Annotated in this window: 15 protein-coding genes; 4 read left to right on the top strand and 11 right to left on the bottom strand. The window is 60.0% G+C overall.

What is annotated here, in order from left to right; all coding sequences use genetic code 11:
* Positions 1–8 precede the first annotated feature (8 nt).
* Positions 9–482: a mating pair formation protein gene (locus OKW43_RS42345; RefSeq protein ID WP_429454834.1), complete on the bottom strand. Its 474-nt coding sequence runs from the start codon at positions 480–482 to the stop codon at positions 9–11.
* A 138-nt stretch (positions 483–620) separates the two neighbouring features.
* Between OKW43_RS42345 and OKW43_RS42340 the strand changes: the two genes are divergently transcribed.
* Entirely contained in the window at positions 621–1478 is an 858-nt protein-coding gene (locus tag OKW43_RS42340; protein WP_429454833.1) for a helix-turn-helix domain-containing protein, read from the top strand.
* A gap of 13 nt (positions 1479–1491) precedes the next feature.
* Here the strand turns inward: OKW43_RS42340 and OKW43_RS42335 are convergent, their stop codons facing one another.
* Genes OKW43_RS42335 through OKW43_RS42325 form a run of 3 tightly spaced genes read right to left on the bottom strand, consistent with a single transcriptional unit; the run spans position 1492 to position 4828 of the window.
* Complete coding sequence (locus OKW43_RS42335) at positions 1492–2523, bottom strand: glycosyltransferase family 9 protein (RefSeq protein ID WP_429454832.1); 1032 nt, start codon at positions 2521–2523, stop codon at positions 1492–1494.
* Positions 2524–2546: 23 nt separating this feature from the next.
* Positions 2547–4343, bottom strand: a complete 1797-nt coding sequence (locus OKW43_RS42330; protein WP_429454831.1) for an ATP-binding protein — start codon at positions 4341–4343, stop codon at positions 2547–2549.
* Entirely contained in the window at positions 4340–4828 is a 489-nt protein-coding gene (locus OKW43_RS42325; protein ID WP_429454830.1) for a molybdopterin-dependent oxidoreductase, read from the bottom strand. The genes OKW43_RS42330 and OKW43_RS42325 overlap by 4 nt, the downstream gene beginning before the upstream one ends.
* A gap of 260 nt (positions 4829–5088) precedes the next feature.
* Here OKW43_RS42325 and OKW43_RS42320 point away from each other — a divergent pair, with 260 nt between their 5' ends.
* Positions 5089–5361 carry a hypothetical protein gene (locus tag OKW43_RS42320; protein ID WP_429454829.1) on the top strand — a complete coding sequence of 91 codons (273 nt, stop codon included), beginning with the start codon at positions 5089–5091 and terminating at the stop codon, positions 5359–5361.
* Between the two features lie 61 nt (positions 5362–5422).
* On the opposite strand, the gene OKW43_RS42315 is transcribed toward OKW43_RS42320, so the two are convergent.
* From OKW43_RS42315 to OKW43_RS42285, 7 genes are all read right to left on the bottom strand, one after another.
* Entirely contained in the window at positions 5423–6244 is an 822-nt protein-coding gene (locus OKW43_RS42315; protein WP_429454828.1) for an FkbM family methyltransferase, read from the bottom strand.
* A gap of 95 nt (positions 6245–6339) precedes the next feature.
* Positions 6340–6657 (bottom strand): type II toxin-antitoxin system RelE/ParE family toxin, encoded by a 318-nt coding sequence (locus OKW43_RS42310; RefSeq protein WP_429454827.1) that lies wholly within the window; start codon positions 6655–6657, stop codon positions 6340–6342.
* Entirely contained in the window at positions 6657–6935 is a 279-nt protein-coding gene (locus OKW43_RS42305; protein ID WP_429454826.1) for a ribbon-helix-helix domain-containing protein, read from the bottom strand. Before OKW43_RS42305 ends, OKW43_RS42310 begins: the two co-directional genes overlap by 1 nt.
* A 100-nt stretch (positions 6936–7035) precedes the next feature.
* Positions 7036–8259 carry a Replication protein O gene (locus tag OKW43_RS42300; protein WP_429454825.1) on the bottom strand — a complete coding sequence of 408 codons (1224 nt, stop codon included), beginning with the start codon at positions 8257–8259 and terminating at the stop codon, positions 7036–7038.
* Between the two features lie 346 nt (positions 8260–8605).
* Positions 8606–9580 carry a ParB/RepB/Spo0J family partition protein gene (locus tag OKW43_RS42295; protein ID WP_429454824.1) on the bottom strand — a complete coding sequence of 325 codons (975 nt, stop codon included), beginning with the start codon at positions 9578–9580 and terminating at the stop codon, positions 8606–8608.
* Between the two features lie 2 nt (positions 9581–9582).
* Positions 9583–10770, bottom strand: a complete 1188-nt coding sequence (locus OKW43_RS42290; protein ID WP_179741872.1) for a ParA family protein — start codon at positions 10768–10770, stop codon at positions 9583–9585.
* Between the two features lie 650 nt (positions 10771–11420).
* Entirely contained in the window at positions 11421–11699 is a 279-nt protein-coding gene (locus OKW43_RS42285; RefSeq protein WP_429454823.1) for an HU family DNA-binding protein, read from the bottom strand.
* Positions 11700–12023: 324 nt separating this feature from the next.
* Between OKW43_RS42285 and OKW43_RS42280 the strand changes: the two genes are divergently transcribed.
* Both OKW43_RS42280 and OKW43_RS42275 read left to right on the top strand, forming a co-directional pair.
* Positions 12024–13202, top strand: coding sequence for an AlbA family DNA-binding domain-containing protein (locus OKW43_RS42280; protein ID WP_429454822.1), 1179 nt, complete (start codon positions 12024–12026; stop codon positions 13200–13202).
* A 3-nt stretch (positions 13203–13205) separates the two neighbouring features.
* On the top strand, positions 13206–15170 hold the full coding sequence (locus tag OKW43_RS42275; RefSeq protein WP_429454821.1) for a phage integrase family protein: 1965 nt from the start codon (positions 13206–13208) through the stop codon (positions 15168–15170).
* Positions 15171–15187: the final 17 nt, after the last annotated feature.

The raw sequence follows: 15187 nt of genomic DNA, 5'->3' as shown, positions 1-15187 counted from the left end.
GCCTCACCTCAGATCTGCGAGGAAGCGACCGACGCCGCATAGCGGACGATGGATGGGACCGCGAAGAATACAAATGAGCAGATAACTGCGATCACGGCACCCTTCATCGGAATCCAACCCTTCGGCACCCCGAGCACACAGATGCCGAGAATCGCCATGAAGACATAGGGACCCGCATCGACGAACAGCCAGCTAACGAAATCGCGAACCAGGCCCGTACCAGTGCTGTAGTCCATCGCATAAGCGAATTCAGGGAAAACAGCGACGCACAGCAAAGCAACCAGCAATGACATGCGCCGCGATGTGCTTGCTTCGACACTGTAGAAAACCGCCCGCGCGTCGCGCGTCTTCGCGCAAATGAAGGACAACAGGCGCTTCGCAACACTCTTACCCACAACGGCGTCTGCCATATCAAGCCTCTTCAGTGATTCGTGGTTAGGCGGGTGCCGCGCCGTCAACTCCTGCCCTCGCGCGTCATCCAATGAAATGAAGATTACCTACCGCGTCACTTTACTTGCCATAACGAGCGTGTCAAGTCATGTTTTGCAAAAAATTTCCACAACCTTGCGCGTCAGGTCAGTTTTGGATAAAGTCGGCAACCAAAGGAGGGGTATCTAGATATGCCTGATAACGACATTCAGACCGACTCAACGGCCATCGCCAGCCGCGTTCGCAATTTAATGGAGCGACACGGCGTTACCAAACGCGCTCAGGCGAGCGAGCTAAGCCGGATACTTAATCTCAGTTTCTCGGCTGCAAGCCGCAAGATGAAAGGCCAATTGCCATGGGATCTGAAGCAACTCGGGTCAGTTGCTACGCACTTCGGCGAAACTCCGAGTGTTCTGGTGGAAAACAACGAAGATTTTGAAGACTCGACCATGGGCGAGGGGATGCTGATGGTTAGCCCGCGTCCACTGCCCTGCTCAGTGCTAATTGGTGAGGAACTGAGTGGCGACAGATCAGCCGACCTGGTAGCAATCCAGTCGGGCGACACTTGGAACGTATATCCAGTCGAAATTGCTCCGGCCGGGCGGATATTCAATGTGCTGTCGGTCGAAATACGCCCCGACCTGCCGCACCTCGATAAGCCGGCTATCGCGGTTCTCGACGATGATACTGATACGCAGGCGGCCGACAACGTCTGTGACTATCTTAACGACCACGGTCTGAACGCCACACCGTTCTATGATCTGGCCAGCTTTCGCGAAAGCCTGAAGAGCAACGCGTTCGACGCTTTCATAATCGACTGGCTCATCAACGATGACACCGCCGAGGCCGCGATTGTCGATATCCGGAAGGCCGAGAATCCATCGACACCGATTTACCTGCTGACCGGGCAGTTGCAAACCGGCAAAGCCCGTGTTGACGACATTGCCCGGGTGGTTAAGCAGTTTGGCTGCAAGTGGATCGAGAAACCGGTCCACATGCCCATACTGATTTCGCAAATCACTAACGAACTGAGCCGCACCTCGAGCTAACCACGAAGCTAAGCTACAGCGCCCAGTTGCTCGCGATCAGTTTCTGATACGCACGTTCCACTATCTCCAGATCACCCGCTCGACCGCTTGCCTGTATTCCCTGAAGCTCTGGAAGAGGAAGGGTTATAGCCGTGCAGGCCGCATAGTCACGCACGCGCAGCTCGGGCGGGATCGTTGTGAAAAATGCCACTGTAGGCACGTCGAAACCCGCTGCAATGTGAACGGCGGCCGTGTCAGACGTCACAACAAAGCGAGCATTTTTCACCCATGCAATAAAGGCGGCCGTGTCCGTCGCTAGGCTCCTAATGTCTGTGTAGTGCTGGTGGGCGACCTTGCCGAAGCCAAGTACGGGAACGTGAAACCTTTCCCAAAGACTATTTACAGCCTCGGTTCGAAACGAATGCGGAATGCTGCGCACAGGCGTGCTGGCTGTCGGACAGAGCAACGTATATTCCTTCGATGACCACTCCGCGCTCAACGCCGGCAGAGCTACGCGCTGAAGCCAGTCATTCGACTTGTGCTCCGGGCCAACGTCAGCCGGTGCGATCCCGAGCGCCCACAGAAAAAAATCTATCATGGGCATCGTCGAGAAGTTCGGCCAGAACAGATGGTTACCCAGATCGATCCGGAGTTCATCGTCGGGCAGAGAATCGACATCGACGGGAAGATCCACGACACTTCCAAAGATCGGCGCCGCCAGTTCGTATAGCTGCCTGACGTACGCAGGGGCGCGACTCGGACGATAGATAACAAAGGAAATACCCGGGTGCCGCCTCTTGATCGACGCTAGCGCCGTGAGCCCAATAATCGAGTCCCCCAGCGTGACGCCCATTCCGTTGATGACATGAACGCGCGTTAAACGCGAGTAGTCGACTTCAAACGGAGCAACATTCGCATTCTTGATTTCCTGCACAGCAGAAAGCCCGCTATAGCCTTCTGCGACGACATCGGATACCTCAAGGTCATAGGACGCAACAATCTCACCATCGCGCGATAGCAGTGAACCTGCATTCGTAAGCGCCGATACCTCATCAAGGATAGTCATTGATCAATCACGTTCAGTTGAATTCAGTGCCGCTTGTAAGCTGCAAGCGCATCCAGTAGCGCCTGCTTTAATACCGAGTTTCGCACAGGCTTGTGTAGGTGTTGTGTGAAGAGTTCGGCGCCACTGTCTTTGAGCAGATCCCTGGAAAACGCACTGATGCCGATGATAGGAACATCCCTATTCGGTCCCGCCGTCGCTCGTACTTTTCGAGCGACGGCGATCCCGTCTTCCCCTGGCATCTGCACATCCAACAATACTGCGTCATACGTAGCCTCACCCAATGCAGCCAAAGCCTCGGCTGCGTCGGCGGCAACATCCACATACGCGCCAAACGATGACAATACATCCGCGAATGACTCTCTTGCAGATTCCTGGTCATCCACGATGAGCACCCTCTTCCGTTCTATGATCGCCGTAACTTGCAGCTCTGTTCCATCGGCCTCTGTAGCAGCCGCGGCTGCCTTGACGGGCAGCGACACGGACACTTTCGTTCCTCGCCCCGGTTCGGTGTCGATGTTGATCGAGCCGCCGAGCAGATCGACCAACCCCTTGACGATCGCGAGGCCAATGCCCGCACCGTCGTGCTTCCTCGTATTGGACTGGTCGAGTTGTGTGAAAGGCTGAAAGAGCTGACTAACGGACGCCGCAGGTATGCCGGGCCCGGTGTCTTCAACGGTGATGTCAAGGACGGCCCCATCCCTGGACGGCGTCACATCGAGACGCACAAGAATTCGACCAGCATCTGCATACCGGACCGCATTCGATAGCAGGTTTCCAACTATCTGCCTGATGCGATCGGGATCCGACAGATACCAGCCATCGGCGTTATTGACCAGTGCGACGACCTCCAACCCCTTGCTTCTGGCAAGCGCCGTCACGTCGTCAATCATCGAGCCAATAACGTCGGCGGGTTGAAATTCCCGCTCCCTCAACGTGAGGCGTCCGGCGTCCAGTCGCGCGAAGTCGGTAAGATCTTTCATCTGTGTTTCTAGCCTACTTGCGGCCACCGCCAGCCTCTTGATCAACGTCGCGTCTCGTTCGGCAAATCGCCGATCCAGAAGTGTATCTGCCACACTAACGATACTTTGCAGCGGCGTCCGCAGTTCGTGCCCGATCATCCCGAGGAATGCATTTTTGGCGCGTACCGCGTCCTGCTCTGCCTTTATCGCCGCGCTCTGCTGACGCGTTAGCCGCTTACGATCGACGCCAAGCATCAGGGCGAGCACAGCCGTTCCCGCCAGGAGTATCAACAACAGCAGGCTGCTCAGGAAAAAAAGGTGCCGCTTTCCGATCAAGTCTTTGTAGACTGTGTCGCGTCGGTCTATCTCGGCCTCGCTCACGTGATCTGTGATGACTGCCAGAGGCTCATCTATTTGCCCTAGGCTAAGCGACAGGTCCACGGCCCTGCCTGGATCTCGCGGCAGCAGTTCAACAGCAGGCCTCACCCTCTCGATCACGGCACCTATTTGTGCTATCGCCTCTCGAAAGGAAGCATTGCCGTTAAAGATCTGGGTGGCATCGGACGGTGTGGCCAACACGGCGTATTTCGATTGCAACACGTCAAAGCGCAACTGCACCGACCGAAAATCCGATCTGCCGGCGCCGTACAGGAGAAAGGCATTCTTAGCCTTGTTGGCTGCGATTTCCAGTTGCGCCACGGGCCAGTAGTAATTCTCTTGAGGACCAGCCAGCGCCTTGAGACTCGCTGGCGACAGGAGCAACGAATACGCGAAATAGACCCATACCCCGGATACGCAAAGTAGGAGCGCAATCGCGGCGCCGAGGACTCTTCTGACGCCAAGACGGCGAAGGAAAATCATTCAACGACAATCTTATAAATTTGCCACACAAATCGAGCCTCGATCGACGCGCGGTTCAGTTCGTCCGGTTGCTCATCACGGGGATAAATTAGCATGATTGGCCCGAAGCCCTTCGGTTCCAGTGGTTTGCCATCACGCTCGTAGGCCATAACCGCCCCGTACTGTTTCGCGTCAGAGATGGGAACATCGTGCTTGTAATCATCAAGCGCATAGATGTGTAGCACCTTACCTCGTGCGCCGACTTTCTCCAGAATGCTTTCCAGAGTTGGCCCGCGCCACACGCTCACGGGTGTCCAATTCGTGGAGGTCTTGATGCTCTTCGCACCGAGCGAAAGCAGGTCAGCGCGCGTAAAATGATAGCTGTGAGTACCTGCTTCAGTTACATGCGTGATATTGCCAGTCACGTCAAGCGTCATCTGTGCGGTCTGTGCCTGTGCCTGACCGAGACAAGCAAGAACTAACAAGACCAACCCGATATGTCTCAAGATAGACTCCATGTATGTGTTGACCGTCAGAACGCGGGTATGTGCCGAGGCCTTCAATAGCAGCCAACAGCAACGCTTTCAACTTGGAGAAACCTACGTATAGCGGCTCGACAACGTAGACTGACTTGTGCGACCACCTTGCCGGCGCGCACTGACGTCAACACTTGCAGCGCTCGCCCTCCCAAAGTCGCGCTAAGATCGGGCATACACTGCCCTGCCCCACGATCACAGCCACGACTAATTCGCTCGAACCCCAAAACATGACAAACGACAGCTCACCGATCCGTCAACGCCTAAGCCGCCTCCACCAAGACCTCCTTACGTGCCAGGAAGCGATCAATTTAGCCCGTGCGAGCGGTACCACCTTTGGGACCGCTCAGTTTCTGGCCGAGGTTAACAGTCTTGCCGACCAAGCACATGCATTGTGGCCGGAAGGCGAGGAACATCGCAGCCCCGACTTTGAGGATATTCTGCACATCAAGGCGGAAATCCACAATCTCGCAGCCGAATGTCGGCGTGTCCTATCCGCATAATGCTCGGCAGCATTCAGGGCGAGTCAGACCTGGCTACCTCGCGCTTCGTTCATCACATCCATCACACGGTAAAGCACACTTGGTCATCCTTGAGCGAAATCTGGCCGAGCGTCGGGTCACTGGTATGGACAGCGACGATGTTTGGTCCGGCCGGGAAAGTGCGATAGCCAAGCTCCGTGATTAAAGCCTCGATCGCAGCGCCGTCAGACTTGATGATTTCAATGATCATGACTGGATGATGGCTCGCGAGAACGGACCGACTGCCGCGCAATACTTCCAGTTCCATCCCCTCGACGTCCAATTTCACCAGGTCCAGACGTCCAAGTCCTAGAGAGTCCAGGCTAACCATCGGAACCGTGGTGCCATCAACGCTATCATAGGAAATCTGTTGCCCGATAAATTCATTGTCAGTCCGCCGGCGCAATTCCAGACTGCCAAAGCTGGCGGGCCTGAAATAGTCCGGCTGCGGCACAACCAGTTCGCCACACTGCTCCCCGAGGGCGGCAAGCCTTACTCGCGCGTTCAGGCAGTTATTCAATGCGATATTGCCGGCTAGCGCGTAGTAAACGATTTCCTGCGCCTCGAACGCGAGGATGCGGCCCCAACCGTACATGTGCCGCGCCCACTCAATCGAATGCACACCAATGTTTGCACCGCCATCAATCGCGACAACGCCGTCACCAAAATGCTTCCTGCGGCAATCAAGTAGTGCTAACGCGAGGCGCACTTCAGGCTCATCAAAACTTGATCCGTTTAGTAGTTGATGCCCAACACCATAGCCGCCATATGCGCCGTTGGTGTGATAGTCGTTGCGATTGACAATCATGCTTCCGTGGTTGGAAGATGCCAGAACAAAAGCGATGGGGCGTATCGGAAAAGACACCGTTTAAAGTCCTCAAAATAATTCCACGTCTTCGCGGCGCGGTGTAAACGCCCAGCATGCACGCATGGTACGAACCCATGAACCCGCAGGCAGCTTCAAGAGTCGTCGGTGTCATCCTGCAGGACCGTCTCGTAGTCCTGTCCGCCGTAGAAAATGCCGATCACAGAGACCTGCTCCGCGTCGACGTCGAAAGCTATGACTGCCCTCTTGCGGTAATTCGTGACGCGCAGGCCCTCGCGAATGTCATCCCGGCGATTGCCCCGATGCGGAAATGTCCGCAACTCTTCGCAGTACGTAATGATTGCGCTGATATAGCGTTCCGCGGTCACCGGCGAGGCTGCGACCGCAATGTAGCGATAGAGCTCGAGCAGCTGTTCCTGCGCTTCCGGTGTAAAGACGACGGTATAGGACATCACGCTTTTTCGATGGCCTTGCGGTGTTCAGTGGCAAGCGAAGCGCGCAGCTGGTCGACGCCGATGGCGCGAGACGGGTCAGCCTTTAGCGCATCGTGGGCGGGCGCGACCTGCTCGCGCAGCCAGCTTTCCACTGCACGGTCACGCGCGAGCAGCGCCCGGAGTCCATCGCGGATCACTTCGCTCTCCGTCGCGTATTCGCCAGCCGCCACCTTGGACCTGACTGCCTCGGCCATTTCGTTGGGCAGCGTGATGCTGAATTGTTGGGTTGATCGCACTGGAAATCTCCCTTCTAAGTGTAGGATTTAATCCTACACTTTGCCTTCCGCACCTGCAAGGCGTCTACGTGTCGACAAGCACCCAAACACCCTCACGGCGTCAGTGTGCACGAACTCCGGCAACGGTTGCACGCAGCAAGTTCTTCATCTGGGCGAGCCGTTCGCCTGCCGCCTCGGTGAGGATTCGCGGCATCGCGTGGGTGGGTTGAAGACGCGGGGCCGCCTGGCGGTCTTCTCTGCCCCGCTGCCGCTCGCTTTCGAATGCTGCCTCCCGCTCCGCAGTGGCCGGAACGAGGTGCCCGCTTTCGATCGCGGCAACGAAATCCGCCTGCCAGTTTCCGGCGCTAACGCGTGGTGCGGCTTCCCCGCATTCGTGGACGGTGACCATGCTGGCGTCTCTGGCCACGCTGATCCGTCGCGAGGAATTGCAGTCGAAGAAGATCCCGCCGGCATTACGCTGGACCACGGTGGCGACCCGGAGCGCTTCCTGGTCGGCCTCGTGGCGTCGGGCCGCAGCCTGCCGTTTGTTGCGAGCCTGCCAGGCGAAATCAGCGGTCGAGCGGAGCAGCGCGCGCAGGTAGTTGATGGGGCGCTGGGCTTTGCGGAGGTGTTCCCAGGCAACGTCAACCACATCGGAAAGTAGCTTCTGATGCTCGCGGGCTTCCCGCATGAGTTTGAAGATCAGGAATTCATGAAATCCCAGGCGTCGAAGGCGCTCGAGGTCGCTGGGGAGCTGGCCCGGTTGTCTCTTTTGAGAAGAAGCAGGGTAAAGATCCTTATATATAGCACCGTCTGCCACGCTGGCAGACGGCTGCGGCAAGGAAAGGACAGCGGGTGCAACTGCCGCGTGGTGATCCGGTTCGGGGTCGCTGGCGATGGCCGGCGGCTCGACGAGACCGAGCAGCTGGGCAGCAGGCTCAGTGAGGTGTAGGTAAGCGCGACCAAACAGGCCTGCCTCGCCATAGCGCCTCTGAGGAGGGCGGACGATCAGGCCGGCGGCTTCGAGATCATCGAGGCTACGATAGAACGTGCGCATGGATTGCATGGCGCGGCCAGTAAGCAGTTCGCGGCGCGCGTAAATCGCCGCGTAAGGGCGATGGGCGTCGACGGTGCGGGCGAGGGCCGAGAGCAGGGCGCGGGCACGGGCGGGGACGCCGTGCAGATGTGCGGCGCGATGCGCGGCGCGAAAGACGATCCACGGGAGATTGGTGGTGTCGCAGGTGAATTCGGCGAGGGCATCGGCATCAATTTTGATATCTGCCGGATCAGCCGGGTGAGGGCGAATGTCTTCCTCGCCGGCAACGAAGTGTTGCGCGATAGGCATGTCTACACGTCCATTTCAAAAAAATGGATGACTCATGCTTGACTGCCGATCACGTTCCGCTACACTTCGAGGTGTTTGGTCCCTTGCCCGATTCCAGTCGGGGAAGTGCAGCAGATGGGTGAGCGACAGCAAGCCCAATATTCAAAAGCCTTCGGTTCCCGCCGAAGGCTTTTGTTTTTACTGCGGTCAGAAGCTAGGCATTTCGGCTCCGGTTCTTCATTGGCACTTTATAAGTGCTTGTTTCTTCGATGGTTCCCAGAGGGAACCGGCTTTAATGCATCTCGTGACAGGCAGATCGGTAAATTCAAGCCATTGAATCAAAAGAGGTTCCCAGTGGGAACGCGCTCTACTCGCGCTGCTTCAATTTCGACTCGATGAACGTCTGAATCTCCTTGGCCCACTGCCCGGCCTGATCAGCCTCGTCGGTTAATTTCACACCAATCACGCCATTGCGAGCGGTGATCTCGCAAAAGCGCTTTTTCCCAACTTTTACTACCAGCGTCTCACGGGCGTTTGTGTCGGGAGCCTTCGGCTTTGCTGTGGCGAGCTTGACGGCATGCTCCTGAGTAAATGCCTCGTCCTCGACCAAACGCCGGATTGCTCGCGTGACTTCGGCTGCTTTGCCGGCGCTGGTCGCGGTTGCAAGCTTCGCCGCCGCATGGCTGCCAAGCCGCTCAGGTCGCTGCGCGAGAATTTCTTTGGCCTCGTCAGGCAGACCCTCGAAGGCAAAGATGCGGCTAACGTGCGATTTGGCGAGCCCTGCGGCTTCGGCTAAGTCCTGACGCGTCAACTCAGTGCCTTCCTGCAGCCGTTTGAAGTTCCAATACTTCTCAAAGTCCGAAAGCGACGGCGACAGCAGGTTGGAAAAGAATGCGACTCTCTCAACCAACGATTGGTCGATATTAAGGATGTTCGCCTCAATTTCCTCTCGCCCAAGCTCTCGATAAATTGCGACTCGATTGTTGCCGGCGACAATGTCCCAGTCTCCATCCGACCGCTCTTCGACACCGACTGGCGTTGAAAGTGGGTACTTTTCGAGATTCGCCTTTAGTTCGCTGTATTGCTCTGCAGTCAGCTTTCTGCGCCGCCCGGGGACTTCATGGAGGCGAGCTACCGGTAGTTTGGCCTTCGCCGCCCCCTGAAGCGCGGTCTTGAGGCGCTCGATCTCTTCTCGTTGTGCGGCAGCTGTTGCCTGCAAGTGCATCAGCTGCCCCGGGGCTGTCCTGGGGCCGCCGGGCTTTGTCGCGGTGGCGCGTGCCTGGTCAGCCTCCGTTAGCTGAATGTTCGCGGCTTTGGCTGCTTGATCCTTGATCCAAGACATTTCTAAGCTCCTCGTGTCCACATCGAGCTGACCTTGTCGTCTACACGATCAACTAGTTGATCGACCGGCGAGCGAATGCGCCGAAGCGTCTCCGCGCCCCCCTCGTAGCTCGCAAGATCGTAGATCGTGGAAAAGCGCATGTTCGTGTTGCGTGCAAGATCGGTCTCGGGGATTTCAACAGGGATCACTCGGGAGCCATATATCTGCGAAATCCAGGCCTGCAAAACTTGCGCAGCCGCCTTTGGCGTGGAACGCGTGACGAGGACATCGACAAAATCGAATTCCTTTGTCCGCTCATCACCAAAAGCCTTCATCCCGTTAATTAGGTCGGCAAACAGGTGCCAGAACTGCACCATCGAGGCAAAGGAGAGCATGTCGGGCACGACAGGGACGATTACGCCGTCTGCGGCAAAGATCGCATTGATTGTCAGGTAGCTAAGCGTCGGCGCAGTATCGATGATGATGTAGTCGTACTCGTCCTTCAGGCTTTCGAGGCCGTCATGAAGAACCTGTTCGAATCGCACCCCATGCTCGGTCGCAGACGCTCGGGCCGGGAGCATGAACTCAGCATTGAACAGCTCCGTGGACGACGGGATTAAATCAAGGTTTGGCCAATAGGTAGGAGTGGGGAGCGCCCGCATATCGAATGGCTGATCGCTAAGATAGGCCTCGACCAACGGCATGATTGTCTGGGAAGAATCAACCTCTGCATGGGGGTTGATGCCGTACAGTGTTGTTGCGCTTCCTTGAGGATCAAGATCGATATGGAGCACGCGGCGCCCCCGGCGCATCGACAAACCCTGCGCAAGCAATGTCGAGGTCGTAGTTTTGGTGACACCACCCTTGAAGTTGGCGACGGCCAGCACCTTGGCCGGGCCTTGACGCGGTGCAGGCTTGAGTTCAGCCTTGATCCATTCGATCGTCTCGGCGACGGAGAAAGAGCGCGGAGCGCCCGGTCGGGTCTGTCGTCCTTCTGGTAGTTCACCCTTTTTCAGAACGTAGGCCATTCGCTGCTTGTCGATCCCGCACATCTCCTGGACGCGTGCCGATGTAATGAGCGGCGCCTCCTTTCGGGGAAAGGGCTCAAGCATCTCGTCCCGGATCTTTTGAAGCATCACGTCCGACAGCTGCGCAAGGCGCATGAGGTCGTCCGCGGTGGTTTTTCCGGGGTGAGCGAGGGTTATGTCCATTTACGTTCCTACCGTTCACGATGATTGGACCGATTCGGCAAAACTGGACCGCCACGGTCGAATTGACACGGAGATTAGCCGTCGTAAACGGTAAACGCAAGTTAACTTTTTGGGGGATGCACCGTCTCAGAGCCGCCTGGGTAGGCGGTTTTGCGCAAAAACCTAATAATCTGCGTGAAGTGAGACAGGGTAATTGACGGAATGAGACCACCGCCGCGCTACGTCTCGATCCTGTTGGCGGGGTCGGCTGCCACTCTTTTTTCGCGTACAAGAACGTCCCCGTACCAACAGATAGGCCGGGCGCGGGTGGTAGCTAGCGCGCCTCAGCGATTCGTCGTCGCCCCGGTTGACCATCCGGGCATTGGCGCGCCCCACGGGGGCGTTGCCTGGGAGGTGCGCTGCGGCCGTCCCTTGCAGCAGATGTCCCGCGTGGAGGGCAGGGCGAGGAGCCCGATAACGGGAGCCGCAGCATGGCGTCACCAGCGGTGCGTTGTGATGCGGCGGCCGCCCGGTACCACTGGAACACCCATTTGCACTGTCCGGGCCGGTTGCGGGACGATCAACTTCGAAAAAGGAGCCGTCTCCCGTTGGCGATCTTCCCGCAACGGCTGGCCGCCGGCACATCTCCGACCGGTGGCATTGCGTCACTGTCAGGCGCCGTTCACGGCATCCTTGAACGCCTTGCCTGCCGTGAATTTCACCGTCTTCGCTGCCGGGATCTGGATCTCCGCACCGGTTGCCGGATTGCGCCCGACCCGTGCGGCGCGCGCCCCCGTCGAAAACGAGCCGAATCCGATCAGCTGTACCGTTTTGCCCTTCGTCAGTTCGCCCGTGATCGCCGCGATCACCGCGTCGATCGTCTCGCCCGTGGCGACCTTGCTGTCGCCGGTCTTCGTGACAACCGCATCCACCAGTTCCTGCTTGTTCATTGCTGCTTCCTCGTTGTGGTTGTGATGCCGCCACCCTACCTGATCGGTGCGCCTTCGCGCAATCAGCGCCGGGCGAGCCCGTCTCGCAGCAACAGGAACTTCGGGTGGGTCACACCTTCCCGGCGCGCGGTGTCTGATGAAGTCACACTTGGCTCGCCGGACCCAGAAAAGATAGGCACACGTCATTTCAATGCCGTTAACTCAGCAAGCCTTGTCTGCTAATTGTTATTAGCAGACATGCGTTTAATGCGTAAAATGCTGGGAAACCCCGTTACGTCACCTCCGTGATAAGGGTTTACCCTTAACTTCCTGCCCGGAGACCCGGTGATCCCCCATGCCCGCCTCGACGCCGTCACTGAAGTCGATATCCTTGCCCTGATCGACCACGGCGTGCGCGAAAGCCGCACCCTCGACTACAAGCGCGACTGGCCGGCCGACCGCGACGCGCGGATGGAGCTGGCGAAGGACGTGTGCGCGTTCGCCAATACGCTGGGCGGCGATCTTGTGTTCGGCCTCGTGGAGGAGGGCGGCGTCGCGACGCGGATCGTACCGCTCCATTTCGCCGACCTCGACGCGGACCTGCTCGCCATGACGAATACGTTGCGCGACCTGCTCGAGCCGCGCGTAAGCGGCGGCCTGCACGCACACCCGGTGCCATTGCCGGCCGGCGGCCACGTGATCGTGCTGCGCATCTCACCGAGCCCGGGCGCACCCCATCGCGTCACGAAAGACAACCATTTTTACGCCCGCACTTCGGTTGGCAAGGAACCCATGGACATCCACGGTATCCGCCACGCGTTCGCCGTCGGCGCGGCGCTCGGTGAGGGCATACGTGCCTTCTGCAATGAAGCGCTCACCCGGCTCGAACGCCGGCTGACTCCTGCGCTGGAGAAAGACGAAGTCGTTTGTGTGTGCCATGTAGTGCCGGTCTCTGCCTTCTCCCGACACGAAACGCACGACATCGACGCACTCGCTACCGCCGGCGCAATGCTACGGGACGCGTGCAGTGCCAACCTGCTCGCCCCGCAGATCAACCTCGACGGTGTGGCGTGCCGGCCGCACCGTAACGACACCAGCCGCGACGGCGTGCAGCTGTATCGCAACGGCGTCGTCGAACTGGTCTATTCCGAGTTGCTTGGCCGTTCACCGCTGGACGATCAGAAGGGCGGCAGATCTGTCTTTCCAGAAGAATACGAAATCCCGCTGGTTCGCCGCGGCATGGTTGCAGTCGCACGGGTATTCGACTCGCTTGACGTCAATCCTCCGGCCTACCTGATGTTGAGCTGGCTGGCCGGATCCGAGGCGCGCGTGATTGTCGCACGCTCGCAATACCGGGCCGACTTTCCGCGTCTGCCCGACAGCGCGGGTCGGATCAGTGCGCCGCCGGTCTACCTCGAAGACTTCCATGGGGATCCGCTGGCCGTGCTGCGGCCGGCGTTTGACGTGCTGTGGAATGCCGTCGGTGTGGCGCACACGCTGACGGATTTTGCGGCGGCGGACTGACCAATGGCCAACCAGCCGCAAACGCTCACCGTTGCACCGCCGCGCACCTATACACGCACCGACTTCGCGGCGCTGCGCGCGTTCGTGCAGCGGATCGAGCCGGCGGCGATCGCGCGGCGCTACTACGACGCCGACGATCCGCAACAGGCCCCGCATGCGGCGACGCCCGAGGCGATGGCCCGTTACCTGGGCACAATGCGCGACGAACTGGTGCGACTCGCACTGATTAATGGCTCGAGTGTGCTCGCCGACCATCTGAAAACCTCAATCCGCAAGCACGGCAGCGCGAAACTGACCGCGGTCACGCTGCGCATGGTCGAGCAGGCCGCGCAGCTGGCGGTTGCGGCGCCTGCCGCGTCGCACGGCGTGGGGCTGTGGTTCCGCCCGCTGATCGCACGGCGCCTGACGGGACAGGGCATCGCGACGCTCGGCGCGCTGATTGACTACTGCAATACCCATGGTGGCAGCTGGTGGCGCTCAGTGCCACGCATCGGGCCGCTGCGCGCGCGCACGATCGTCGCGTGGCTGCGCCGGCACGAGGCAACGCTAGGCGCACGCGTGGACCCCGACGTCGACGCGCGACCGCTCACGCCCGCAGTCGGCGAAGGGCGGGGCACGGCGGTCGTGATCGGTGGCCCGCCGGAGGCGCCCCGTCTTGCACCGTTCGAACGGCTCGCGGTGCCGTCGGACCTGTCGGGCGGCGAAGGGCGGGACGGCGTCGGCCGGCGCGGCACGAACCGTGCCACGGCGTTCGCGTACATCCGCGCGCCGCACGACCTGGCGGCATTCCACGCGTACCTGCACCGCTACCGGGACCGGCCGCCGACCTGCCGCGCGTACACCCGCGAGCTCGAGCGGCTGGTGCTGTGGGCCGTGATCGTGCGGGGCGTCGCGGTGTCGTCGATGACCGTCGAGGACTGCGACGCGTACAAGGATTTCCTCGCGGCCCCGTCACCGGCGTTCACGGGACCGAAGCGTTCACGATCCAGCGGGCGCTGGCGACCGTTCACCGGCACCCTGTCGGCCGGCAGCCAGGCGTATGCGGTGCGCACGTTGCGGGCCGCGTTCGCGTGGCTCGTCGACGTGCGCTATCTGGCTGGCAATCCGTGGGCCGCCGTGACGGATCCGGTGACCGTGACGCGCGAGGTCGCGGTGCAGGTCGAGCGTGCCCTGCCGGCGGCGCTGTGGGCGACCGTGCGCAGCGCGCTCGATACCCAATGCCGGGTGGCCGGTACAGGCAGGAAAGAAGACCAGAGGGGCGATGATTCTGGCCAGTGGCGAGCTGCGCGTGCAGCGATCCTGCTAATGGGCGATTCCGGATTGCGCCGGGCCGAAGCCGCCGCGGCCCGCCGGGAGGAGTTGCGGATCTCGCCCTGGTCGACCGCGGCCACGCCGGTCTGGGCATTGACCGTGATCGGCAAGCGCCGCCGGCAGCGCACCGTGCCAGTGAGCGCCGCGACGGTGCACGCGCTGCGCCTGCACTGGGCCGATCGCGGGCGGGAGTTCGACGGGGCGGGAGCGGGGGGGCCGCTGATCGCGCCGCAGGTGATTCCCGGCACGCGGGCTGCCCAGGACCGGCATGGCGGGGGAGAGGCCCCTTACGCGGCCGATGCGCTCGCCCGCCTGGTGCGTACGGCGCTCACCCGGCTCACGGACATCCTCGCAGCAGACGGCACGCTGCCGGCGGAGGATCTCGCGCGGCTCAACGGTACGTCTGCGCACGCGTTCCGCCATACCTTCGGCACCGGCGCGGTCGCCCGCGATATGCCGGTCGACGTCGTGCAGCAGGTCCTCGGTCACGCATCGCTGCAGACGACTTCGATCTATGTGCGCGCCGGCCAGCAGCGCATGCTCGAAGCGGCCGCCCGCTATTACGCGAGCGATGACGACCCGGGCGGGCGGCCGAAGCAGTTGCCGACGACCGACGACGTCGGCGCCTTGCCGACTGCGGAACTCAAGGTGACTTGAAGCGTCCTGTATCGCAT

Source organism: Paraburkholderia sp. WC7.3g (genome assembly GCF_050436345.1).
Lineage (GTDB): Bacteria > Pseudomonadota > Gammaproteobacteria > Burkholderiales > Burkholderiaceae > Paraburkholderia > Paraburkholderia podalyriae.
This window is presented reverse-complemented; position numbering and strand designations above follow the sequence as displayed.